20 protein-coding genes and 8 pseudogenes are annotated in these 23,902 nt (G+C 67.7%); 15 read left to right on the forward strand and 13 right to left on the reverse strand.

Annotation, left to right across the window (positions count from 1 at the left end):
• The first annotated feature begins 11 nt into the window (after nt 1-11).
• The 3 genes from RV986_RS51565 (at nt 12) to RV986_RS51575 (ending at nt 2,238) form a co-directional block, all read left to right on the forward strand.
• A complete protein-coding gene (locus tag RV986_RS51565; protein ID WP_475924029.1) occupies nt 12-1,748 on the forward strand; it encodes an asparagine synthetase B family protein in 1,737 nt (578 codons plus the stop codon).
• Nucleotides 1,749-1,792: 44 nt separating this feature from the next.
• The gene (locus RV986_RS51570; RefSeq protein WP_475924030.1) at nt 1,793-1,972 is read left to right on the forward strand and encodes a hypothetical protein; all 180 of its coding nucleotides are present in this window, start codon (nt 1,793-1,795) and stop codon (nt 1,970-1,972) included.
• A gap of 107 nt (nt 1,973-2,079) precedes the next feature.
• Nucleotides 2,080-2,238 (forward strand): hypothetical protein, encoded by a 159-nt coding sequence (locus tag RV986_RS51575; protein ID WP_475924031.1) that lies wholly within the window; start codon nt 2,080-2,082, stop codon nt 2,236-2,238.
• On the opposite strand, the gene RV986_RS51580 is transcribed toward RV986_RS51575, so the two are convergent.
• Nucleotides 2,233-3,096 (reverse strand): LysR family transcriptional regulator, encoded by an 864-nt coding sequence (locus RV986_RS51580; protein WP_475924032.1) that lies wholly within the window; start codon nt 3,094-3,096, stop codon nt 2,233-2,235. The genes RV986_RS51575 and RV986_RS51580 overlap by 6 nt on opposite strands.
• Before the next feature lie 93 nt (nt 3,097-3,189).
• On the opposite strand from RV986_RS51580, the gene RV986_RS51585 reads away from it, so the two are divergent.
• On the forward strand, nt 3,190-3,927 hold the full coding sequence (locus RV986_RS51585) for an SDR family oxidoreductase (RefSeq protein WP_475924033.1): 738 nt from the start codon (nt 3,190-3,192) through the stop codon (nt 3,925-3,927).
• Between the two features lie 81 nt (nt 3,928-4,008).
• On the opposite strand, the gene RV986_RS51590 is transcribed toward RV986_RS51585, so the two are convergent.
• The 9 genes and pseudogenes from RV986_RS51590 to RV986_RS51630 form a co-directional block, all read right to left on the reverse strand.
• The gene (locus RV986_RS51590) at nt 4,009-4,179 is read right to left on the reverse strand and encodes a hypothetical protein (protein ID WP_475924034.1); all 171 of its coding nucleotides are present in this window, start codon (nt 4,177-4,179) and stop codon (nt 4,009-4,011) included.
• Nucleotides 4,180-4,305: 126 nt separating this feature from the next.
• The gene (locus tag RV986_RS51595; RefSeq protein WP_475924035.1) at nt 4,306-7,293 is read right to left on the reverse strand and encodes a glycoside hydrolase family 2 TIM barrel-domain containing protein; all 2,988 of its coding nucleotides are present in this window, start codon (nt 7,291-7,293) and stop codon (nt 4,306-4,308) included.
• Nucleotides 7,294-7,349: 56 nt separating this feature from the next.
• Complete coding sequence (locus RV986_RS51600) at nt 7,350-10,079, reverse strand: glycoside hydrolase family 38 N-terminal domain-containing protein (RefSeq protein ID WP_475924036.1); 2,730 nt, start codon at nt 10,077-10,079, stop codon at nt 7,350-7,352.
• A 55-nt stretch (nt 10,080-10,134) separates the two neighbouring features.
• Nucleotides 10,135-10,992, reverse strand: a complete 858-nt coding sequence (locus tag RV986_RS51605; RefSeq protein ID WP_475924037.1) for a carbohydrate ABC transporter permease — start codon at nt 10,990-10,992, stop codon at nt 10,135-10,137.
• Nucleotides 10,989-11,939, reverse strand: coding sequence for a carbohydrate ABC transporter permease (locus tag RV986_RS51610; protein ID WP_475924038.1), 951 nt, complete (start codon nt 11,937-11,939; stop codon nt 10,989-10,991). Before RV986_RS51610 ends, RV986_RS51605 begins: the two co-directional genes overlap by 4 nt.
• Nucleotides 11,940-11,946: 7 nt before the next feature.
• Entirely contained in the window at nt 11,947-13,281 is a 1,335-nt protein-coding gene (locus RV986_RS51615) for an ABC transporter substrate-binding protein (RefSeq protein ID WP_475924039.1), read from the reverse strand.
• A gap of 275 nt (nt 13,282-13,556) precedes the next feature.
• Nucleotides 13,557-14,567, reverse strand: coding sequence for a LacI family DNA-binding transcriptional regulator (locus RV986_RS51620; RefSeq protein ID WP_475924040.1), 1,011 nt, complete (start codon nt 14,565-14,567; stop codon nt 13,557-13,559).
• 178 nt (nt 14,568-14,745) lie between these two features.
• A pseudogene (locus RV986_RS51625) lies at nt 14,746-15,593 on the reverse strand (PhzF family phenazine biosynthesis protein).
• 287 nt (nt 15,594-15,880) lie between these two features.
• Nucleotides 15,881-16,661: pseudogene (locus RV986_RS51630) on the reverse strand (IS5 family transposase).
• Nucleotides 16,662-17,179: 518 nt separating this feature from the next.
• Between RV986_RS51630 and RV986_RS51635 the strand changes: the two are divergent.
• The 5 genes and pseudogenes from RV986_RS51635 to RV986_RS51655 form a co-directional block, all read left to right on the forward strand.
• Entirely contained in the window at nt 17,180-17,674 is a 495-nt protein-coding gene (locus RV986_RS51635; protein ID WP_475924041.1) for an RICIN domain-containing protein, read from the forward strand.
• A 196-nt stretch (nt 17,675-17,870) separates the two neighbouring features.
• Complete coding sequence (locus RV986_RS51640) at nt 17,871-18,245, forward strand: hypothetical protein (protein WP_475924711.1); 375 nt, start codon at nt 17,871-17,873, stop codon at nt 18,243-18,245.
• A 441-nt stretch (nt 18,246-18,686) separates the two neighbouring features.
• Nucleotides 18,687-18,869 (forward strand): hypothetical protein, encoded by a 183-nt coding sequence (locus RV986_RS51645; RefSeq protein WP_475924042.1) that lies wholly within the window; start codon nt 18,687-18,689, stop codon nt 18,867-18,869.
• A pseudogene (locus RV986_RS51650) lies at nt 18,838-19,086 on the forward strand (hypothetical protein); the annotation flags it as partial. The gene RV986_RS51645 and the pseudogene RV986_RS51650, both read left to right, overlap by 32 nt.
• 43 nt (nt 19,087-19,129) lie before the next feature.
• Nucleotides 19,130-19,429, forward strand: a pseudogene (locus tag RV986_RS51655) (transposase); the annotation flags it as partial.
• A 150-nt stretch (nt 19,430-19,579) separates the two neighbouring features.
• On the opposite strand, the gene RV986_RS51660 reads toward RV986_RS51655, so the two are convergent.
• Complete coding sequence (locus RV986_RS51660; protein ID WP_475924043.1) at nt 19,580-19,933, reverse strand: hypothetical protein; 354 nt, start codon at nt 19,931-19,933, stop codon at nt 19,580-19,582.
• A gap of 150 nt (nt 19,934-20,083) precedes the next feature.
• Here RV986_RS51660 and RV986_RS51665 point away from each other — a divergent pair.
• Nucleotides 20,084-20,521 (forward strand): annotated as a pseudogene (locus RV986_RS51665) (ISAzo13 family transposase); the annotation flags it as partial.
• Between the two features lie 170 nt (nt 20,522-20,691).
• Here the strand turns inward: RV986_RS51665 and RV986_RS51670 are convergent.
• Nucleotides 20,692-20,967 (reverse strand): helix-turn-helix domain-containing protein, encoded by a 276-nt coding sequence (locus RV986_RS51670; protein ID WP_475924044.1) that lies wholly within the window; start codon nt 20,965-20,967, stop codon nt 20,692-20,694.
• A gap of 62 nt (nt 20,968-21,029) precedes the next feature.
• On the opposite strand from RV986_RS51670, the gene map reads away from it, so the two are divergent.
• The 4 genes and pseudogenes from map (at nt 21,030) to RV986_RS51690 (ending at nt 22,783) form a co-directional block, all read left to right on the forward strand.
• Nucleotides 21,030-21,797 (forward strand): type I methionyl aminopeptidase, encoded by a 768-nt coding sequence (gene map / locus RV986_RS51675; RefSeq protein WP_475924045.1) that lies wholly within the window; start codon nt 21,030-21,032, stop codon nt 21,795-21,797.
• A 261-nt stretch (nt 21,798-22,058) separates the two neighbouring features.
• Nucleotides 22,059-22,313 (forward strand): annotated as a pseudogene (locus RV986_RS51680) (helix-turn-helix domain-containing protein); the annotation flags it as partial.
• A gap of 97 nt (nt 22,314-22,410) precedes the next feature.
• Nucleotides 22,411-22,545: a hypothetical protein gene (locus RV986_RS51685; RefSeq protein ID WP_475924761.1), complete on the forward strand. Its 135-nt coding sequence runs from the start codon at nt 22,411-22,413 to the stop codon at nt 22,543-22,545.
• 4 nt (nt 22,546-22,549) lie between these two features.
• On the forward strand, nt 22,550-22,783 hold the full coding sequence (locus RV986_RS51690; RefSeq protein ID WP_475924046.1) for a hypothetical protein: 234 nt from the start codon (nt 22,550-22,552) through the stop codon (nt 22,781-22,783).
• Between the two features lie 245 nt (nt 22,784-23,028).
• On the opposite strand, the pseudogene RV986_RS51695 reads toward RV986_RS51690, so the two are convergent.
• Nucleotides 23,029-23,552, reverse strand: a pseudogene (locus RV986_RS51695) (flavodoxin family protein); the annotation flags it as partial.
• 152 nt (nt 23,553-23,704) lie between these two features.
• Here RV986_RS51695 and RV986_RS51700 point away from each other — a divergent pair.
• A pseudogene (locus RV986_RS51700) lies at nt 23,705-23,866 on the forward strand (hydrophobic protein).
• Nucleotides 23,867-23,902: the final 36 nt, after the last annotated feature.

Here is a 23,902-nt window from a genome sequence, read left to right on the forward strand (position 1 = left end):
AGGAGCCGTTGATGGCGCGCTTCTGCGCCTGCCTGGCACCCGCCCCCGCGCGGGCCGAGGACCACCTCGCCGCAATGGGGGCCACCCGCGGCAAGGCACCCGGCCTGGCCCTGGTCGAGGGCGAACCCGGCCACGCCGACGGTCCGTTCGCCGCCCACGGGCTGACCGCCGTCGGCGAGGTCACCCTGCACAACCGTGCCGAGCTGCACGCCGCCCTGGCCGCCGACGGCACCCCCGCGCCGCCCGACTGCTCCGACGGCGAACTGCTGCTGCGCTGCTGGGCCCGGCTCGGCGAACGCGGAATCGCCCTGGCGGAGGGCATGTTCGCGCTCGCCGTCCTGGACGGCACCGACCTCGTGCTGATCCGCGACCACGTCGGTGCCCGTACCCTCTTCTACGCCCGCGCCGACGACTCCTGGGCCGCCTCCACCTCACTGCGCGCGCTGCGCCGCTGGCCCGCCCTCGGCACCGGCCTGAACCTCGCCGCCGTGCGCTCCTTCCTGACCTTCGCCTATCTGCCCGGCGAGGAGACGCTGCTGCGCGGCGTACGCGAGGTACTGCCCGGGCGGGTGCTGCGGCTCGCGTCGGACGGCACCGTCACCGAGCACGTGCACTGGGAGCCGAGCGAACACCTCACGGACCCCGCGTCCGACGATCCGTCGGGCCATGTCCTGGCCCTGCGCGCCCTGTTGGAAGAGGCCACCGCGTGCCGGCTGCCCGAGGCCGAGGCCGTCGGGGTGCTGCTGTCCGGCGGCATCGACAGCTCCCTGGTCACCGCCCTGGCCGCCAAGCTGCACGCCCACCCCGTGCACACCTACTCCATCAGCTTCGGCGATGAACTCCCCAACGAACTCGGCTACTCGGGCCTTGTCGCCGCCCACTGCCACACCCGTCACCGCGTCCTGACCGTCTCCGGCGACGCCGTCGCATCCAGGCTCGCCGAGGCGGCGGCACTGCTGGACAGCCCGGTCGGTGACCCGTTGACGGTGCCCAACCTGATGCTCGCCGAGGCTGTCGCGGGCGACGGGCTGCGGATCGTCCTGAACGGCGAGGGCGGCGACCCGGTCTTCGGCGGTCCCAAGAACCTGCCGATACTGGTCCACGAGATGCACCACGGATCCGGCGGAGCCGAGGACCGCGCCACGGCCTATTTGCGCTCGTACCGCAAGTGCTGGACCGACATGCCCGATCTGCTCACCCCCGACGCCCTGCGCGCCCTGGAAAGTGCCCCGCCGCTCCAGCGGTTCGTCGAGCCCTACCTCACCGGCCCGGACCGGATGACGCGTCTGCTCAACCAGCTCCTCCACTGCAATCTGCGGACCAAGGGCGCCCACCACATCCTCACCAAGGTCGAGCGCCTGACCGCCTCCCAGGGCCTCCAGGGCCGCGCCCCGCTCTTCGACCGGCGGGTCGTGGACTGCGCCTTCGCCACCCCGCCCGCCTTCAAACTCCGCGGCACGGCCGAGAAGTGGGTACTGAAGGAGGCCGTGCGCGATCTACTGCCCGCCACCGTCGTGGACCGGCCCAAGAGCGGGATGCGGGTCCCCGTGCAGCAGTGGCTGAGCGGCCCCTTGAGGGACCTGGGCGGGGACCTGCTGCTCGGCAGGGAGGCACGACAGCGGGGACTGTTCCGGCCCGACACCGTGCGCACCTGGATGAGAGGCGAAGGCGCACTGCTGCCACGGCAGGGCGGCAAGCTGTGGCTCCTCCTCACCCTGGAGCTGTGGCTGCGGTCGTACGGACTGTGAAGCCCATCGGCGCAACTCGTCGGCGCAACCCATCGGCGCAACTCATGGGCACAACCCATCGGCACGAGGAGGCCCGCATCAATGCCATGCCGACCGCTTACGTGGCAGCCTCCGACGTCTCCAACGCCGTCCTCTTCCTCGTGTCCGACTCCGACGAATCCCGTTTCACCACTGGGACGCATCTCAAGGTCGACGCCGGTGCGCTGGCCAAGCGGGGCCAGTGAGGGCGGGCTGCCGCAGGTGCTGTTGAGGACCTGGTGTTCAGGAGCCCCTGGCATGCCGGAGTGGGTGCAATCAGGGCCCCCGGAGCCAGGTAATCATGTCCTTGGTCGTGGAGAAACGTCTTACGCTGCCACCGGACCGGCTCACGCTGTTCGGCCTCTACTACCAAACAGTGTCGGACCGGGAGTTCGCCAAAGAGGAACAAGCTCAGAACCAGCTGCGCGCCGACGGCTTCGACGTCCGCGACGAGGACGCCGGAGGGTCATAGCTGTGCGGCTGTGCGGATCAGCCCGGCGAGGGCGAGGGAGCGGCTGTGCGCGGGCCAGGCGATGTGGGTGACCACAGGGGGTGCGTCGGTCAAGGGGACGGCGGTGTGGTCGGCCCATAGCCAGGCGCGGGCGGAGTCGGGAAGGACGGCCACGGTGCGTCCGAGGGCGATCAGCTGGGCCAGTTGCGTCTGGTCGTGGATCTCGGGGCCCGGGCCGGGTGGGTACGTGCCGTGGCTGGGCCAGCGGGCGAGCGGAAGATCGGGGACGTCGCTGATGTCGGCCAGGGACAAAGTCCTGCGCGCGGCGAGGGGGTGCCCGGCGGGCAGGACAGCGATCTGCCCCTCGGTCAGCAGTTCCTCGCTGTCGAACCCGGCGAGGGAGTTGAACGGCGCGTGCATGAGCGCCACATCAGCGCGGCCATCGCGCAGCAGCCCTTCCTGCTCACACATGCCGCACGGCAGCACCTCGATCTCGGCGGCATCGGGCTCGGCCGCGTAGGCGTCGAGAATCTTCTGCAGCAGTTCGTGAGACCCGGCGGCCTTCACCGCCAGCACCAGGCGATTGCGGGAGTCACCCGGACTGTCGGCGCCACCGGCGCGACGGGTGCGGCGAGCGGCAGCGGTGGTCGCGTCGAGGGCTGCGCGGCCCTCGTGCAGCAGCACCTCTCCGGCGCCGGTCAGACAGACGCCGCGGCGGTTGCGTTCCAGCAGGGAGACGCCGAGGCGGCGCTCAAGCTGCTGGATCGCCCGGGACAGCGGTGGTTGGGCCATGCCGAGGCGCTCGGCGGCGCGGCCGAAGTGCAACTCTTCGGCGACGGCGACGAAGTACCTCAACTCGCGGGTTTCCAAGGTGTCCACGGCCACAGCCTTCCTCAGTGATACCTGTCGGGTATGACAGGACACCGTATCGGTGTTGGATGCACCGCTCGTCCGCGAGTGAACATCAACGGCATGAGCGAAACGAAGATCGCGCTGGTGACCGGTGCGAACAAGGGAATCGGGTACGAAATCGCGACCGGGCTGGGCGCCCTCGGGTACCGCGTGGGCGTGGGAGCCCGTGACGAGGCCCGGCGCGAGAGCGCCGTTGAGAAGCTGCGCGCCGCAGGGGTGGACGCGTTCGGGGTGCCGCTGGAGGTGACCGGCGACCAGAGCGTCAATGATGCCGCCGAACTGATCGAACGGCAGGCCGGGCGCCTGGACGTCCTGGTCAACAACGCCGGCATCTCAGGAGAGATGGGTCCGGGGTGGGTGCAGGACCCGACCACACTCGACCTCGACCTGGTCCGCACGGTCGTGGAGACCAACGTCATCGGTGTCATCCGGGTGACCAACGCGATGCTGCCGCTGCTGCGGCGCTCGACGTCGCCACGCATCGTCAACGTCTCCAGTGCCGTCGCCTCCCTGACCCGGCAGGCGGACCCGGACATCGAGATCGGCCCTGTCATGGCGGCCTATTCGCCGTCGAAGTCGTTCCTCAACGCCGTCACCGTGCAGTACGCCCGGCGGTTCGCCGATACGAACATCCTGATCAACGCCGCCTGCCCGGGCCTGGTCGCGACCGACTTCACCGGTTTCCAAGGGCCCCGCACTCCTGAGCAGGGCGCAGCCACAGTGATCCGGCTTGCCACGCTGCCCGACGGCGGCCCGACCGGTTCGTTCTTCGAGGACGACGGCGTCATCCCCTGGTGACCCCGAACCTGTCGTGATCATGCCGTGAGTCCTGGTGTGGCTCGACGCGACCGCAGATACCGAGGCCAGTGGCATGGGGTACTACCGCTCCCCGCCCGACAGGCCGTCCGCCGCACGCCGACCACCCGATCGTGTGGTCGGCGTGCGGCGGACGCCGGGCGCGAGCAGGCTCGTGACCTCGGCGATCGCCTCCGCCGAGGGCGGGAAGTACTTCCGTACGTTCTCGGGCTCCTTGTACCGGGACTTCACCATCACCCGCACGGTTACCCCAAGAGCTGTCGCAATCCCGGTGTATTGAGCAGGCGTTGGCGGGGTCGAAGAGGTCTTCGGCGGCTGGAACTCCCCGCCACGCGCCGACCGCGGGGCGACACGGTGTCGTTACCCCTGGGATGAGCCTCCCGCGATGCGGAGCCTGATCGTGCGGGACTCGGGGCGGAGTGCGAACTCGGGCCACACGTCCGGTCCGCAGGACCGTGAGCCGAGACCGTGCTGGGCGGCGTCGATGATCAGGTGACTCGTCGTCGAATCCGGGAGTTCATGCGGGTGCCCCGCCCGGGCGATCTGGTGCGGGGTGTGACGGCTGAGCGTGAAACCGGGACGGCGTCCGTGTATGTCGGGGAGTGCCACGATGCCCAGCACCTCGGTGCCGGCACTCGTCAGCGCCAGTTGGCGCAGCCGGGAGCGGTGCCCGGTCTCCTGGGGGCGGGCGTAGTCGACCGAGAGGTCGCGGACGCTGGAGGAGAAGCGGCCGGTGCGTGCGGCGCGCAGACTGTCGGGGTAGGACTCGAACGGGCCGAGGCCGAACCACTCGGCGCCGTCGACGGGAGCCGCGCCGTCCGGCAGTTCGAAACTGATCCCGATCCGTGGCCACACCGTCTGCCAGCCGCTGGAAGGCTCGATCTCCACACGCAATTCCAGTTCGTCGCCTTCGAGCGACCACACGGACTCCAGCATCACCGACAACGCGGAGTTCGCCGCGGAGACCTTGTCGATAGTGCGCAGGGCGCCCGCGGCGTACTCCACGGACACGCGTCGCGTGGTCAGCCGGTCGAGCCCGTCGCGACGCCACAGCGCGGCGTTGGAGACCCCGGCGATGCTGGCGTCGCTCTCCTCGACCTCGTCGGACGCGCTTTCGTCGTTGTCGGTCGGCGCACGGAACAGCTCCAGCCGCGGACCCGTCACGGCGCGGTCGGCGAGGCGGACGAGGGACCCGTCGACGAACTCGGCGACGCCGAGGGTCAGCGTTCCGTTGCCCGGCCGCCAATCGGTCCGGGGCCGGACCGCAGGCACGGGACGACGCGTCGAGCGGTCCAGTTGGACGGTCGCGATCACATGCCCTTCGCGCGCCCAAGCGGTGTCGGCCGCCAGCACCGCGTCGAGGGTGAGCCAGGTCTCCGAGTCCTGGGACACCGGGATCCGTGGCAGCGGCACCCGTCCCGACTCGCCCGCGGCGAGGACGGGAACCTCCAGGTCCCCGGAAGTCACGGGTGTCCCGTCGTGCTCGACGCGCCAGCGGAAGCGCAGGTCGGAGGTGTCGGCCGAGTGCCACAGGTTCGTGATCGCGACTTTGTCACCGTCGAAGGCGAAGCGGATCGGCTGTACGACGGCCTTGTACTCGTGCAGGCTGGGCGTCGGGACGTCGTTGCTCAACAGCATCCCGTCCATGACGAAGTTGCCGTCGTGCACGACCTCGCCGAAGTCGCCGCCGTACGCGTAGTACGGCGTACCGTCCGGGGCCGTCGTCAGGATGCCGTGATCGCGCCATTCCCAGACGAAGCCGCCGTGCAGCCGCGGATGATCGTGCACGAGCGCCTCGTACTGATCGAGCGCTCCCGGCCCGTTGCCCATCGCGTGGGCGTACTCGCACAGCAGGAACGGCTTGGTGCGCTGCCGGGCGCTCTGCGCGGGCGTGCAGTTCAGCAGCGTCGAGTGGGAACCGTCGGTGCCGATCCGCTTGGTCTCCAATACAGACGTGTACATGCGCGAGTAGACATCGGTGTACTCGCCGGCGTGGTCGCCCTCGTAGTGCACGGGCCGTCCGGCGTCACGGGCGTGGACCCAGGACGCCATCGCGGCGAGGTTGCTGCCGGTTCCCGCCTCGTTGCCCAGCGACCAGATCACGATGCTGGGATGATTCTTGTCCCGCTCGACCGTCCTCCGGATCCGGTCGAGGTACGCCCCGCGCCATTCCGGGTCGTCGCTCGGATTGCCGACCCAGCCGACCTTGTCGAAGCCGTGCGTCTCCAGATCGCATTCGAGGACGACCCAGAATCCGAGCTCGTCGGCGAGGTCGAGCAGCCGTGGATGCGGCGGGTAGTGGCTGGTGCGGATCGCGTTCACATTGAACCGCTTCATGCGCGCCAGGTCCTTGCGGGCGTGCTCCTCGTCGAAGACGCGGCCGCGCTGGGGCTCGGCTTCGTGGCGGTTCACCCCGTGGAACACGACACGGCGGCCGTTGACCAGGAACTGGCCACCGTGGATCTCGACCGTGCGGAACCCCAACCGAAGGGCGATGCTCTCCGCCGCGGTCGACACGGCGACGTCGTACAGACGAGGCCGCTCGGCGGACCAGGGCTTCACGCCCTCGATGTCGAGCGGAGCCACGTCGGCCGCAGTGGCCCAGACCTTCTCGACGTCGAGTTCGGGGATGCGCAGGGTGACAGGGAATGCCGCCACGTCGGCGGTGATCTCCGGGTCGATGTGCCCGTGCCCGTTGTCGAAACCGGTCCGCAGCCACACGTCCTCGATGCCGCCGGCCGGCCGGGCGAGCAGGGTGACATCGCGGAAGATGCCCGGCAGCCACCACTGGTCCTGGTCCTCGACGTAGCTGGCCGCCGACCACTGGTGCACCCGTACGGCGACGACGTTGTTGCCCGGACGTACCGACGACGTCACGTCGAACTCGTGGGCGAGTCGGCTGCCACTGGCGCTGCCGATCTCGACGCCGTTCACCCACACCTTGAAGAGCGACTCGACACCGTCGAACCGCAGCACCACGCGCTCGGCGTCCGACCAGTCGGCGGGTATGCCGAAGTCGCGGCGATAGTCACCGGTGGGGTTGTCGTCCGGGACATGGGGTGGGTCGATCGGGAACGGGAACTGCACGTTCGTGTAAATCGGCCGACCGTACGCACCATCGCCCTGGAGGACCCAGTGAGAGGGCACCGGGATGCTGTCCCAGCCGTGGTCGTCGAAGCCTTCGGCCGCGAAGTCCTCCGCCACCGACGCCGTGGGCGACAGACGGAAGCGCCAAGACCCGTTCAGCGAACGAGAGGGGGCGTCGGAGTGCAGCCACGAGCGCGCCGGGCGTAGCGCGCCACGCCCTGGTGCGGTGTCCGAAACGTATGCGCAGAGCTCGGAGGACAAGAGGTCACAACTCTTTCTTGGTAGCAGGCGGGGGATGCGTACGCCGGTTGCGGGGTCTACCGGACCACCACTGTGCGGATCTCCCAGGGGCCGAGGGAGAGTTCGAGGCCGTCGGGAGCCGTCGTCTCGGAAAGTGGTCGTCCGAGCAGGTCGACCGTGGTGGCTTCGGTGAACGCGCCGGCCACGCGGACGGTCGCCCCCGCGTCGCTCATCGCGACCAACCGTACCTCGGTGCCGGCCCCGCGATCGTCGTCGGCGACGCGGCGGATGCTGGACACGAACACGTCCCTGCCATCGACCCGTACGCCCGTCGCGTCTGGAGGCAGCAGCCCTCCTCCAGGTGCGGTCCCGCGGGCGACGAGTGCGTCGTTGCGGAACTCCTCGGCGAGAGCGACTGCGTTCGCACCCTGCCAGCCGGTCGCCGAAGGCACGACGGCGAAGCGGTTCTCGACGCGTATGCCGAGATCCTGCGCGCCCGGTACGGGGATCTCGCTCGCCGCGGGCTCGTCACGGAGGGGATGGATGTTGACGCTGATCGAGCCGATCGCGCGCAGCAGCGTGATGGCGAGTTCCGAGCCGTCGTCGAGGAGTTCGTACTCGCTGGAGTGGTCGAGCAGGACGTTGGCGGCGCCGGCCGACACGAACGAACTCGCGGGGAAGGTCGGGAGCGGGTATTCACCCCAGCCGCCCTCGGCGGTGAGCCCACGCTCGGTGACGGCGAACTGCCCGGCGGACGCGGACCCGGCCACGGGCTCGGGCAGCGGCACATGGAAGCGCAGCCGGTGATCGGCGGACTGGTTCAAGAACGACGTGGAGACACGGGCGAACGGTTCACCCGCGCGCACTTCCACGAGCATCTCCACCGGGGTCGCCACCGTCCGGCTGCCGCGCAGATCGCGGTCGGAACAGAGCGCGGTGGGCCACTCGTAGACGCGCGTGACGCACAACCTCGAACGCAGCGGGCCGCTTTCGAGGAGTTCGACGGCGATCTCCGTCGGCTCGGACACGAGCACGTCCTGAGCCGGGGGAGCGTAGTTGTAGCTGTCGCCGCGGTCACCGCCGTCGACGAGGCGGCCGACTCCGCGCAGAACGGTGCCGTCGGCCCCGGTCACGTCCAGGGTGCCGTCGGCGGCGACCACGACCTCGACCAGTCCGTTCGAGAGTGCGCGATCCGCCGCCCTCGCGGGTGCCGGCGTCGTCGACAGCACGGCAGGCCGGTCGCTCGGTTCGACCCGGAAGCTCGCCAGCCCGGATGCGGGGAGGTGTACGGGCACCAGCGCGGTGGCCCGCGCCTCCTCCAGCGTCAGCACCCGCCACTCACCCGGATGCGCGGCGGCCGCGGCGGCGACCTCGCGGCGCAGGATCAGCAGGTCGAACGGTCCGCCGGCCGGCACCTCGGCGAGGTGGAAGACGAGCGAGCCCGGGGTGAGCTCGTAGTGGTCGATCAGTCGGCCGAAGAGCTCGCGGCGGTGAATCCGGCGCAGTACGCGTTCGAGATGCGAGGCGTCCATGTGTTCGTCGCTGAGCACGGTCGGGGCCTTGGAGATCAGCTGCACGGGCTGCGTCGAGCCGTCGGCGGCGAGCGCGCCGAGCGCGGCTCCCTCCGCCGGGGCCACGACGTCGACCTCGACCAGCGTCGTTCGCGGGAACGGCAGCGGGTTGGCGACCAGATAGCCGTCGCTCGGCACCAGGGCGGCGGGCTCGGCGAGGGCCGCGTCCCGAACAGCGCGCGCGGCCTGCGCGGCTTCGGCGAGCCGTGCCTCGACCTGATCGCAGGTCTCGTCGGTGCCGGAGCCGACCACCGAATCGTGCGCGGTCGACTCGATGATCTTGTGCCATGCGAGCGAGAGGAACGGAGAGTCGTCGCGCCGGGACCACAGGGCGTTCATCCGCTCCGCATGGTCGACGGTCCGTTCGGCGACGGCCATACGCTGCTTGAGCCCGAGCCGTACGGAGAGTACGCCCGGCAGGATGTTGCCGCGCACATGGCTGCGCAGCTCACCGGTGACGACGGTGGACACCTCGTCGCGCACATGCATGCGGATGTACTCGTCGAGCGTCGCGATGGTGATGGCGCGCTCCTCGCTGGACGCGCGTCGCAGCCAGGCCGCGAGGTGCGGGTCGGGCGCGTTGTGGTCGGTGCCGGCCATCGCCAGCACCGGGTCGCCACCCCACCGCTCGGCCGTCATCTCCGCGTACTCGCCGAGCGCGCGGCCGATCCGGTCGGGCACCAGCAGGACGTCGAGGCCGTTGTCGTAGCCGTCGAAGAGGAACTCGGTGCGTACCTCGGAGCCGTCGGGAGCGCGCCAGCGGAAGGCGTGACCGTCGACGGAGCCGGGCACACCACGCCACAGCGCCGCGTGCTCGATTCCGGCGCGCGCCAGGATCTGTGGCATCTGCGCGATGTGGCCGAACATGTCCGGCAGGTAGCCGATGGGCATCGAGCCGCCGAGGTCCGCCGCGGCAGCCCATCCCATCTGCAGGTTGCGCACGATGGTCTCGCCGGAGCAGAGGAACTCGTCGAGCAGGATGAGCCACGGCCCGATGGCGAGCCGGCCCTCGCTGACCAGGGTCACGACGCGGTCCCGGTTCTCCGGCCGCACCTCCAGGTAGTCCTCGATCGCGGCCATCTGCCCGTCGACGGTGAACCGGAAGTCCGGGTTCGCCTCGGCCGTCTCCAGCACGGTGTCGAGGGCGGCGACGAGCCGGTGCCGGAACACCTGGAATGGCTCGTACCACTCACGGTCCCAGTGGAAATGGGGCACGAAGACGGCGGAGTTCTGCATGGCGAGAGGGACCTTCTGTGCTGTCAGGGCGAGAACGGGGTGCGGGGGCGCGCAGTCACTTGAGGGAGCCGGCGGCGAGTCCGGTGCGCCAGAACCGCTGAAGGATGATGAACACGATGATCACGGGCACGATCGACACCAGTGAGCCGGTGATCACGGACTCCTGCAGGAGCGGGGCGCGGGCCGTCTGACCATTCCACTCGTACAGGCCGAGCGTGATCGGGAAGAGCTGCTCCTTCTGCAGCATCACCATCGGAAGGAAGAAGTTGTTCCAGATGGCGACGAACTGGAACAGGAAGATCGTCACCAGCGCCGGCAACATCAGTTTGAACGCCACTGAGAAGAAGATGCGGAACTCGCCGGCGCCGTCCAGCCGTGCTGACTCGATGAGCTCCTGGGGGACGGAGGCGTTGGCGAAGATGCGCGCGAGATAGACGCCGAACGGGCTGACGATGCTGGGCAGGAACACCGCGAGATAGGTGTTGACGATCCCGGTCGCCGAGAACAGCAGGAACAGCGGGAGCGCGAGCGCGGTGGTGGGAACGAGGACGCCGCCGAGGATGACGGAGAACAGGAACTCGCGGCCGCGGAACGTGAACTTGGCGAGTGCGTAGCCGCACAGCGCGGAGATCAGAGTTCCGACGGCCGCACCCAGCACCGCGTAGATGACGGTGTTCACGGCCCAGCGTCCGAAGATCCCGTCGCTGCGGGTGAACAGGATCCGCAGGTTCTCGAACAGGTTGAAGTGTGTGAACGCCAGCCCGTTGGTGGAGGCGAGGTCGCCCTGGGGTTTTGTCGCGGCGACGATCAGGAAGTAGACCGGCAGCAGGAAGTAGATCGCCAGGAGAAACATCAGGGCCAAGGCGGCCGTGCGGCTGACGCGGCTTTCACGGATCACGGGTTGGTTGCTCACAGTCCGGCCTTCTTCGAGGTCAGTCGCATGAACCCGAAGCTCAAGACGAAGGTGATGACGGCGATGACCACGGAGATCGCTGCGGCCTGCTGGTAGTTGTTCCCGGAGGCCACCGCGTACGCGAGCATGTTCGGGGTGAACGTGCTGGAGATGTTCGAGGAGATCTGGCGCAGCACGGCCGGCTCGGCGTAGAGCTGCAGTGTCCCGATGATCGAGAACACCGTGGTGAGGACGATCGACGGGGCGATGATCGGAACCTTGATCCGCCACGCGATCGTCCAGTTGCTCGCACCGTCGATCTTGGCGGCCTCGTAGAGCTCCTGGGGGATCGACTGCAGGGCCGAGTACATGATCAGCATGTTGTAGCCGGTCCAGAGCCAGGTGGAGACGTTCGCCGCCGACCACAACACGGCACCCGGACCGAGGAAGTCGGGCTGCAGCCCCATGCGGTTCAGCAGATCGACGATGGGGCTGAGCTGCGGCGAGTAGAGGTACGACCACATGATCGCGGCGATGACACCGGGCACGGCGTAGGGCATGAACGCCGTGATGCGGAAGAACGCCTTGAGCCTCAGCACAGGAGTGTCCAGCAGCAGCGCCATGACCAGCGCGACGAACAGCATGACCGGCACCTGCACGACGCCGAACAGTCCGATGCGCCCGATGCTGGCCCAGAACTCGGTGTTCTGGAAGACCTGTACGTACTGCTCGAAACCGCCGAAGGTCGTGTACGACGTCCCGTACTGGCCGCCGGTGCGGCGCACGACCCGGAAGCTCTGCCAGAGCGCGTAGCCGACCGGCACCAGGTAGAACAGCACGAACGGGAGGAAGAACGGGATCAGGAACGCGACGACGGTGCCCACTCGGGGGCCGCCGCCGGCGAGACGACGGCGGCGGCCCCCGGGCGACGCCACCACGCGGGTTGAGCGGGTTGCGATGTCAGTCATCCTGCGGTCACTTGCCCGCCGCGGCCGGGATCGCCTGATCCTTCATCGATTTCAGCGCGGCCGCTTGGGCGTCCGAGAGCGCGTCCGAGAGCGTGCCGTCGCCGGCCGCCGCCTTGGCCATGGCGTCCTGCAGCTTCAGGTTCACGGTCTTTTGGGTGGGTCCCCAGGCGAAGCTGGTGTCGATGCTCTTGGACGAGGCGGCGAAGACGTCGAAGATCTTCTCGTTGTTGTAGTACGGAACGCCCTTCGACAGCGAGGGAAGCTGCAGACCGTCGTTGGCCGCCGGGTAGAGGCCGCCCAGCTTGTTCTCCAGCGCGAGGGCCTCCGGGTCGGAGTTCAGCCAGGTGTTGAACTTGACGGACTCGTACAGGTGCTTGTTGCCCTTCATGAACGCGACGGTCGATCCGCCCCAGTCGCCGGACGCGCCGTTCGTGCCCCACGTCGGCATCGGGACGATCGACCACTTGCCGGCCTGCTTGGGCAGGTTGTCGCGGAACATGCTGTAGCCCCAGGCGGCGCCGACGTAACTGGCGATCTGGTCCTTCTGGTATGCGGCGTACATCTGCGTCGAGCCATTGGCCAGGTCGGTGCGCACGAGCTTGTCGGAGATCAGCTTCTGCCAGTACTCCGCAACCTGCTTGCTCTGGTCCGACTCGACGGTGACGTGCCACTTGTCGCCGGAGTAGTCGTACATCTTGGCACTGTTCTGCCAGAGGAGTCCGTTGAACCACTCGGCGTTGTTCGGGTCGAAGAACGTGATGGTGAGGCTGGGGTCCGCCTTGTGCAGCTTCTGCGCATCCGCTGCGTACTCGTCCCAGGTCTTCGGGATCGCGAGGCCGTGCTTCGTGAAGATGTCACTGCGCACGTAGAGGGCCATCGGGCCGGTGTCCTGCGGGAGGGCGAACACTCCGGTGCCGCCGAAGCTGGTCTGCGACCAGGTCCACGGTACGAACTTCGACTTGGCCGCGGTGGCCTCCGAGCACGCCGAGGCGTCCACGAAGGCGTTCTGGGTGCGCAGGCTGGGGAGCTCGTCGTAGCCGACCTGGGCGAGCTCCGGCGCCTTGCCCGCCTTGAGGGCGTTGCCGATGGTGCCGTACTGGTCGTTGGAGATGTTCTTCATCTGAACCTGGATGTCCGGGTTCTTCTTGTTCCACAGGGCTATGACCTGGTCCATGCCCGGAACCGTGTTCCAGTACTGGAGCGTGACCTTGCCCTTCGCGGGCGTGCAGGAAGCTGCGGATGCCTTATCCGACGGGGCTGAAGACGAGCATCCGGCGAGCACGGTGACACCGGCTGTCGCGGCGACGACGGCGAGGCGGATGCGCGTGACTGTGTTGCTCATATTTTCCGTTCCAGAGACGACTAGCGACGGTGCTAGACGGGTCGACGTTGACACCTCGGGCAGGGATGCCTTCTGGTTGGAAGGGACAAGACACCACGGTGTCGGTCAAGCGCCGTGGTGGGAATTCGCAACTGCGTACTCGATGCCCGTGAGCGTTCACGTGAGCGTTCACGTGAGCGTTCACGTGAACGCTCACGGGCATATGAAGTGCTGGGAAGTCTGCGCTCAGGCGCGGTCAGGTGTCAAGACTCGGAGTCACACACGAGTCCGGCAGGTTAAGCGGACCCGCTCAGCCGCAGCTCGGCCCGGACGACGAGGTCGTCGTCCCCCAGCGGAGCCACGCCGGTCAACAGCCGTGCGACCTGGTCGATGGCGAGCGCGCCGAGCCTGCGCGTGTCGAGGGCGACGCTGGAGAGCGGAGGCTCGACGAGCGCGCCGAGCTGGAGGCCGTCGAAGCCGATCACGGCCAGGTCCTGCGGGACGCTCCTGCCCAGTCGGCGCGACTCGCGCAGGGCGCCGATCGCGATGATGTCGTTGAAGGTGAAGAGCGCGGTGACATCCGGATGGGCAGTGAGCAGGGCCCTGAGCGCCGCTCCGCCGCCGTCGGCCGACTGGTCCGCGCCGATCACCATGCCGGCGTCGATCCCGTGTGACACCGCGGCCGTTGTGAACCACTCGCGCCGGATGCTCGGCTCGGCACGGCCCGAGTGGTCGAGCATGCCGATCCGTGTGTGGCCCTTTGCGACCAGGTGAGCGACCGCGGAGTGCACCCCCTCCTCGCCGTCGATCCGGATCGAACTGAACCGCGCGGTGTGGTGCTCGCGGCCGATGAGCACCACAGGCATGCCTCGGGTGAACAGCTCCAGCTCGTGCTCGGCACAGCTGAAGTAGCCGACGACCGCGTCCACCTGCGAGCTGATCACCTGCAGCGTGCCGAGCTCCTCTTCGGCCCGGTCCGCGGTGTCGTATACGACGACGTGCCAGCCACGGCTCCGGGCTGCCTCCAGCGCGGCCGCGGCGACCTCGGTGAAGAACGGGTTGAGCAGGTCGGGGATGACCAGCCCGATGGTGGTGGTGTCCTGCCGGACCAGACCGCGGGCGAACCGGCTCGGCCGGTAACCGAGGGCGCGGGCGGCGTCGAGGACGCGCTGTTTGGTGGAGCCGTCGATCTCGCCCTTGTCGTTCAGCGCCCGCGACACGGTCTGACGGGACACACCGGCGGACCGGGCGACGTCATGGATCGTGACTTTCCGGGGCTCCGTGCCTGACACCGACGACGAAACCATCGCCCACCTCCTGCGTCTTCTTGCGAACGCCGACGCGTCCGCAGGGCCCGAGTATGCCTGTGCGGGGCGCGGCCACGCGAGATCAGGACCATTGCTCATCGGCAGAGACGCTCAGGCCGCTGCCGTACCTCATCAGTCGGATCGCCCCTGCTGACCTGACCACGCCCTGGACGACGAGCTAGGCGTGCAGGGTGCCGTCCAAGACCGTGACGGCGTTTCTGGTGAGGTGGACGCGATCGCCGTGCCCGGCAGTGCGGAGCGGCCCAGTGCGCACGGACGCCTGGAGGCCGGTGCGCCCGTCGCGGCCAAGTCGCGCCGACCGGTGAGGGGCGAGCACGGTGTGAGCGCTGCCCGTGATGAGGTCCCCGGGGATGCCCCTGGCGGGCGCGAAGAAGCGGGAAACGAAGTCGTACTCCAGGCCGGTCTCGGCCGCCGGTGCCGTGATGATGAAGCCGAGCAGGCCCTCGCGGCGTGTCAGGGCGGTTACCGCGTCCAGGTCGGGAGTCACGGCTCGGACGGTTACCTCGCCGGTCAGGACTGTCAGCAGATCACCGAGCGCGCCGGTACGGAAGGTGGCCTCAAATCTGACCATCAGTGCCTCGGACAGGCCTTCCGGCATGGGGACTTCGATGCAGGGTGCGGCCGGAAAGTCCAAAGTGATGCTGCCTTCCATGTCGGCGTGGGTGACAAGGATGCCGTGCTGCCGACTGCTGAATCGCACGGTGCCGATGAGCCCCTGCTCGGCACGCAGCATGTGCGCCGTGGCCAATGCGGCATGGCCACACAGTCTGGCCTTGACGAGCGGGGTGAACCAATGGATGGCCCACTCAGCCTCGGCCCTGACGGACAGCGGGAGAGCGAACGCAGTCTCGGAGCAGTTCATTTCGTTCGCAAACTGCCGCAATCTTCCGCAACCTGCTGCAATCAGGCATCTTCCGGTCACTCCCCGGCGGGCAGGAGACACACACCCGCCGGGTTCCCGGCGAACGGACGATCAGTGACGGCGTCGACAATGTGCATTCGCATGCCAGGGCCGTAGCAATGCCAATCGAAGTCCCACCGAGCCCAATCCTGGGTGAGCGGAGTGACGCACCCTGAGGGACAGGGCCCTCCGGTACAGGGCCCCCGTGGCCTCCTCCACCCCTGAACGGAGCGGATCCTGAGCTGGGAGAGGCGGTGGCCGCCGGGGCCCGGCTGATCGAGCGGGTGCGAACCGGATGCGGGCATGCTGCGGGGATGCAGGCCCTCAAGATCGCTGAGGCAGGCGGCGCGACGGCCGGACCCAGAGGGGCTGTACCGGACAACGGGCTATTTCATGTGGGGAGTCTGCGGTAGCAGATGAGTGTGGCCGCGTTCGTGGTGAAGGCCAGGCAGTGGCCGGCCTTGCGTTCGTAGCGGCGGTGTAGACGTCGGTATCCGCCGAGCCAGGCCATGGTGTGTTCTACGACCCACCGGTGTCGGCCGAGCCGTTGGGAGTTTTCGACTCCTCGGCGGGTGATGCGTGGGGTGATCCCTTGCGCCCGCAACCATCGGCGCAGGGGCGGGTAGTTGTATCCCTTGCAGCCGTGGAGTTTCGCCGGGCATCGTCTGCGGGGTCCGCGTCGGGAGCGGATGGGCGGTATCCCGCGGACTAGCGGTTCGAAGACCTGGCTGTCGTGCACGGCGGCGCCGGAGATGCCGATGGAGAGGGGGGCAGGCTCTTCCGGCCGACGATGAGGTGGATTTTCGATCCGCTCTTGCCACGGTCGGTCGGATTCGGTCCCTTCAATGGCCCCCTTTGACCGTGCGGACGCTGACGGAGTCGATGGCGCACCGTGACCAGTCCAGCTCGCCCCGGCCGTCGAGTTCGTCGAGCACCAGGCGATGGAGTCTGGTCCGGACACGGGCCCGGGACTACTCGGTGAACCTCCGGAACGCGGTGACGCCCGACGGGCCGATGCCAGGCGGAAGTTGGTTCCATGTGCAGCCGGACGTGGCCACGAACACAGTGGCGACCAAGACCTCCCGGTCACCGTGAGACCGACGACGGCCTTCGCCCTGTGGGCGTGACGGCGCCGGAGGCGCCAGGCAGTATCCCGCAGGAACACACCCAATGAAATGACCTGTAAACGCAACGGCGTTGACCGACCGCGTCGGCCCAACTCAGCCGGCCCCAACCGAAACAGAGGGGCTGACGACTCTGCAAAAGCGGCGCCCCTGGCCGGGAAGGGGCCATCCTGAACCGTCCGCCCGGGATGCCGCTGGAGGAGAACGGGCTGATCAGCAGCTACTGGCGCGGCCGGACCCGGTACGGGCTCGCCGGCCTGCCGCCCTCGAAGTCGGAGCAGCCGCGCCGGGCCGTATCGCCGAGAATCCGCCGGTCGTCGTCGACACGGCTGAACCTGCCTGAACCCTCCCGCTGGACGACGACCGCTACCCCACCAGATTTCTGGACTTTCTGAACTTTCTGGACCGCCTACGCGTACGCATGAATTTACAGGCCGCCCACCGTTCACCCAAAATTCTGGCGGGCCTCGTTTATTTTCCCTCTTAACGGTTTGACTGTTTTCATTTCATCTTCTCAACGCTAGCGTTTCCATGGTCATCTACTGAACGAAGGAAAGGGAGTTCCCATGTTCAAGATTTCGAACCGTGCGTTGATCTCGGTATCCTTGGGTGCCTTGACCGCTATTACTCTCAGTACCGGAGTGGCTTCCGCCAAGCCTCAAATCTACGCACCCATAACCAACGTCAAGAGCGGCAAGTGCCTGTCGCTTGCGAATGGCGGGTCGACCGCCAACAATGTTTCGGCCATTCTTTATACCTGCATTTCTGGAGCGGCGGAGCAGTCTTGGGAACCTCAAGGAACCGCGTATGTAAACCGCAAGAGCGGCAAGTGCCTGTCGCTCGCGGATGGTGGGTCGACGGCTAACGGAACCAAGGCGATTCAGTACACGTGCAACGGAGGAGCCGAACAAAGCTGGTTCCTGAATGACGGGCAACTGCTGAGCGGGAAAAACGTTAACAAATGCCTGTCGACACCGGGTGGCGCGACAGGAGACAATACGAATGCAGTCATCTATGACTGCAATGGCGCTCCCGAGCAGCAGTGGTCGTGGTTCTTTTAGAGCTAACGGCCGCCGCGTCGCCTAGCGTACGCCTGGCCCACGCCTAGCCTCGATCGTGCATGAGGGTCCGTCAGCTTGCTGACGGACCCTTTCTGTTCGTTCAAGGCTGCTTTGGGCAGGTGGGGCCCGGATGTCGCGTCGGGTGGGTGCCGGGTTGGGTGCGGCTCGTTTCGAGTGAGGTCGCTGATGGGATGTGGTGCTCGCCGCAGCCCGGCAGACTGCAGACATCGTGGCGGTGAAAGAGCATTGGATGCCAGGCGGGTTCGGCTCGGCCGTAGCTGAGGAAGTCACGGGCAACGCGCCCTGTCTGGTGCTCCGCAGGGGAGCGGGGGGCCACTGCGAGCCCCAAGTCGGTAAACCCCGCCAGCTCATCGAGTTGGCCGGGATATCACCGCCGCGGTCGTCGCAGCCGATCGGCATCTTGTGGACGCTCGGTATTCCGTGCGTCGATGACCCGAGGATGTGGACTCCGGCCGCTCACCTGGAGTCCGCTTCACATCACGGTCGCGACCCGGATCCGGCTACGAGCGCATCACGCAGAACTCATTGCTGTCGGGATCCCGTATGGTGATCCAGTTCTCACACTCGGCCAGGACGCTCGCCCCCAGCATGCAAAGCCGTCAGTGGGATGAGCCAGGGCCTGCGCCCGGAATCGGGCTGTGGAGGCAAGATGGGCGCTGTCGAAGACGAAGTCCTTGATGGATGCCACGGAACTCCTATTGGGAACGGCTGCTTTGAGGAATTAGGTGCTGCGGGCGTATTCACCCTGGCTGGCAGCTTGATGGAAGCGCTCGTGTTCGCGAGCGACCTGGAAGCGCCAGTAGGTGTCGAAGTCGCCGTTGCTGTGTATGGCGGGTCTTCGAACTTGAGCGGTGTATGTCGTTCGATGTGCTGACTGCCTGTCACGGTCTGTGACCTGCGGGGTGGCAAGGGACTCTGGACGCAGGACGTCCGTGGTCCTGAGTGATCATTTCAGTTCCTGAGGCAGAAGGATCACTGGGGAGCCACGGGCTTGGCCAGTGACACGACGTTGCCGCTGGACCTCGACGGGGTGTCCGTCATACGGGTCGAGCGGCTTGAGCACGGTACGCGCCGGGTGCATCTGGCGACGGCGGACGAGGGGGGCGCGGGCCTGTCCGGCCTGCGGGGTCTTCGCCTCCCGGGTGAAGGGGGCCGCGATCATCCGGCCGCGTGATCTCCCTTATGGGGAGCGTGGGGTGGAGTTGTTCTGGCACAAGCGCCTCTGGTTCTGCCGCGAGTCGACCTGTTCGCGGCGTACCTTCACCGAGCAGATCCCGCAGATACCCGCCGGTGCCAGGAGCACGGTCCGGCTGCGGGTCGCGTCTGCGCGGCGGGCACGCGACGACGGCGCCACCGTGATCCAGGCCGCCCGCGATCTGCGTCTGTCCTGGCCGACCGTGATGTGCTCGGCCAGGTCGAGGTCCGCACCGTCGCCGATGTCCTGTCCTGGCCTGGTTGGCCACCGCACCGCCGGCCCGGAGGAAGAACAAGAACATCCGCCACGTCGCCATCGACCTGTCGGCCACCTACCGCGCCGCGATCCGCACTGGCCTGCCGGACGCCACCGTGGTGGTCGACCACTTCCACGTCGTGCAACTCGCGAACAAGATGCCCTCCCTGGTCCGGTACCGCACCACCGCACAGGTCCGTGGTCGGCGTGGACGCGCCACCGACCCTGAGTGGAAGGCCCGACGACGCCTGTTGCACAAGCGCGAGGTCCTCACTGACGGGTAGTTCGCGAAGATGTGGAACTCGCCGCTGGACGAGGGGACGATCGGGCAGACCCTGCTGACCGTGTGGATAGCGAGCACAAGATGTGATCACACCAACCACGCTGGGATCGTCGCTCCGGGGCGGCCTGCCCAGTCAGCAAGCCGCCCTGCCTCAGCGGAACTCGTGGACCACCCGGATATCGCCGACAATGTGAGCGTTGAAGTCGTCCAGCTCCTCGGCCGGAACCCACAGTTCGAGGATCGTCCGCCCCCCGGCCTGCCGGATGGGGTACCGGCTCAAGAACTCCGACTCGACGTCAAATTGGGTAACGAAGCCGACACCACTGTGCTTCACGTTCCAGTCCCTCGCGATCTTGATCGCGTAGTCCTCGTTGAGAACCGGGTAGAAGATCGGCTGCTCGGGGAGCCGAGGAGGCCAAGCATGCCAGTTCAGCTTGCGGACCAGATCCAGCTCCTCGGGGCCGGTGGGGCGCCACAGGGCCGTCGTTGCTCGCTGGCTGGTCATGTGAATCACTCTCTGAACGCGGGAAGCCGCTGGTACGGCTGGTCTGAGACGGACGATACCGGCGCCGGGAACTCAACAGCTACGTAGTTTCCCCACCAGGTCATCGCCGTGACCAGAAGTTATGGGACTGCTGGAACTTGCTCTGCACCCCCACAGCCATGCCCCACGATCCCAGCCGCTCGGACCCCGCAGACAGCGGAACTGGACCGGGCCCCAGGCCCTGCTGTCCGACCCCGCACTGACCGGGATGTCCCACCAGTAACTCAACGGCCTCACCGAGGTCCTGGCCGCGGATGGTGATACTCAACGTGGCCGCCCACCCCGCTCGGCTTTCCCCGGACAAGTCCTGGCCACCGTGCTCCACCTGCGATTCGCCTTTGCCGCAGAACCTCTCGCCGTACTGTTCGCCGGCAGCCGGACCGCCACGCACCGCACACTCCTGAACAACCGGAGACTGCTCAAGGCACACGGCATCGTCATCGTCATCGCTCCCGCGACGACCCCACCCGTAGCTCCGGCAGCCCTCCAGGCCCGGGTCCTCACCCAGACCGACAGACCCAGCAACAAGAGATCAAGACAACGTGTTAAGGACCTGCAGGCCTTCAGTGGTCCGCTCTCGAAGTCTTTCGGGGGTTGACCTGAGGGTCCGCGCCGTGCGGAGAGGACAGCGTCGAACTGGTGCCATGCGGCGAAGGCCGGCACTCCCGTGCCATGTCAGGAACATCCGCCTTTCGGTCGGACGGCAGGTCTCCTGACGTTCACGCCGACATGGCCTGGCCGCCGCTGTCGGCATCCTCTGCGCAGGCTGTGGCCAGGTCGTCCAGTGACAGGTCCAGCGCGTGGGCCAGGGCCGCCACGGTGAAGAAGGCCGGGGTCGGGGCCCGGCCGGTCTCGATCTTGCGAAGTGTCTCCGCGGACACCCCGGCCGCCGCTGCCACGTCCACCATGCTGCGGTCACCGCGGGCCTGGCGGAGCAGGGCCCCGAACCGCTCTCCACGTTGCCGCTCTTGCGGACTCAAAGGAACTCTCACCATGTCCGTGATACTAATACCGGTATAAGTATTGGGTAGCGTCGCATCGCAGGGAGTCACGGCACATGGTGGAGATCAAGACCGACACGGCACTGGAGACGATGCGTGAAGCCGGACGCGTCGTGGCCCAGGCCCTCGCAGCCGCTCGTCAATCGGCAGCCGTGGGGGTCCGCCTGCGCGAGCTCGACGAAGTCGCCCGCACTGTCCTGACCAAGGCCGGGGCGCGCTCTCCGTTCCTGGGCTACCAGCCCTCTTTCGCCCCCACCCCTTTCCCAGCGGTAATCTGCGCCTCCGTCAACGACGCCCTCGTGCACGGCATCCCCGATGACTACCGCCTGTGCGACGGCGACCTGGTCAGCATCGACTGCGGAGCCGAACTCGACGGCTGGACCGGCGACGCCGCGATCAGCTTCACCGTCGGCACCCCCCGCCCCGCCGACCTGGAGCTCATCGCCGCCACCCAGCAGGCACTGGACGCCGGCATCGCCGCGGCCACCGTCGGCCACCGCATCGGAGACATCTCCCACGCCATCAACACCGTCGCCCGCAAGGCCGACTGCGGCATGCCGGCCGACTTCGGCGGCCACGGCATCGGCCGTCAGATGCACGAAGACCCCCACGTCCCCAACCACGGACGACCCGGCCGCGGCTTCCCTTTGCGCCACGGCCTCACCCTCGCCATCGAACCCATGCTCATGGCCGGAGGACGCAACGACTACCGCACTGACCCCGACGGATGGACCCTGCGCACGATCGACGGCAGCCGCGCCGCCCACATCGAACACACCATCGCCATCACCCAGGACGGCCCCCGCATCCTCACCCTGCCCTGACCTCGAACCCGCTCGCACGCGGCAGCGGATGACGCCGGCCACTCTCTCGGGAAGAACAGACCTGCGATCGCAGGCTCCCACCGGCGTCGATTCCCCTGCGGGCAGCCACGCACCCTTGACCGCGGAGCGGATCGCGTCAGCGCACTCAGGCGCTTTGACCGTCCCGCACGACGCCCCGAGATGGGCCGTCGCCCTTCCACGCCTGCGGCCCGAGCTGCGTCGCTTACCTTGACCGCATCCGAGCACCACCGGGTGAAGACGATGGCCTACGGTCGAAACACCGAGTATCAAGCCCGGCAGCGGGCATCGCTCGTGCTGCTGGCGGCCCGAGGGCACTCCAACGCACGAATAGCAGCGGAGACCCACCTGCACGTGGACACGGTGCGGACCTGGCGGGGCCGGTTCGCCGACGGCGGCCTGCCGGCCCTGGCCGACCGCAAGCGCACCGGACGCCCAGCTCGATTCACACCCGTGCAGGTTGCCGAGGCCAAGGCGGTGGCCTGCCAGTTACCCGCCGAGCGAGGCCGGGACCCCACTGTCACGCTGGTCATGCCCGGAGTCGGCCGCCGAACTCACCGCGCGCGGGACCACCGACACGATCTCGGCGTCCACGGTGCGTCGTCGACTGCACCAGGACGCAATCAAGCCCTGGCAGTACCGGCCCTGGATCTTCATCCGCGACCTGGACTTCCGCGCCAAGGCCCAACGTGTCCTGGACCTGTACGCCCGCACCATTGAAGGCGTGTGAAGGCGTGCCTCTCAGCGACGACGAGTATGCCGTCTCCAGTGACGAGAAGACCTCGATCCAGGCACGCTGCCGCTGCCACCCGGCCCTGGCCCCGGGCCAGGCCCGCGCGACGCGCGTCAACCACGAGTACGGCTGCGGCAGCGCGTCGGCCTACCTGGCCGCCACGATGATCGCTGCAGCGCGTCGGATCGCCTCTGTGCGGGAGCGCGCGTACAGCTTCGCGGCCTCGGCCTCGTGAGTCCGCCGTAGCCGGTCGTGGACGAGGGTGTGCGCAGCACTCAGTCCTGCGATCCCCGCCCGGCGACGGCGACGGCGACGGCGACGGCGAGATCGGTGTCCAGGGGCGGGTGAAGTTTCCCCGGAGGAATCGTCTCGATCAAGTACGACTTCTGATCGCCTGTGTGCGTGTCACCTGCGTACGGTGTTCATGGGGCCCGAGTTCCCCGAGTGCGGGTGACGCAGCACCTCCGCGGGATGTACCCCGCTGGGCGGGTACGGGGCGGACTTCAGTCGGCGGGCGAGGTGAGCCGTGTTGGCCGCCAGGGTGACTGTCGTGCCCGACGTGGTTTCGGGGGTTCTGTCGAGGTCTTGGTAGTCGATGCCCTGCATGGCTTCACCGACCCAGTAGGTGGCCGCGTTCGGGGGCGAGGGAGAAACCCACGTCGCTGAGCCCCTGAAAGAGGTCGGCGCTGGCCTTATGAGCACCGTCTTCGTTGCCAACGACGCATGCCGCGGCGACCTTCCCGTAGGTGAGTTATCCGCCCCTCGTCGTCCGTCTCGGAAACCTCGGCGTTCAGGCGCTCCATGACCCCTTCACCCATGTCGGTCTTCATCCCGGGCCGTATGTCGTGGTCAGTGATACGGATCAGCTTGCCGGTGACGGCGTGCTTGCCCAGCGCCGCCTTGGTCTGCTCGGCCAGCAGCTGCGAACTGGACGCGGCGGGTGAAGGCGACAAGGTGCAGACGAGTGCGGCAGCGCGTAACGGGGTCGTTTCTGTGGTGCCCATGGCCCAGGCGTACCCCCGTTTCACCCGCATAGCCAAGTTCGGTATGGAGGCAGGTCAGGCGGTGACTTCAGCGGTCGAAACGCAGGCGAATTGTAATTCGTGTGTGTGGGCGGAGAATAGCTGGGCAGGTGGTGGTTCGGAGGTTGACAATCATGGTTCCCTTGCTTCTTGTTCTTCTGCTGGCCCTGATTCTCTTCGGGGCGGGTTTCGCGCTGAAAATTCTTTAGTGGATCGCGATCGCGGTGCTGGTCTTGTGGCTGGTCGGCTTCGTCGCCCGTCCGAAGGGTGGGAGTGGCCGCTGGTATCGCTGGTAGGCGAGTGCTTCGGTGCAGTCCAAGTGGATTATGGCG

Source organism: Streptomyces sp. RLA012 (genome assembly GCF_056270325.1).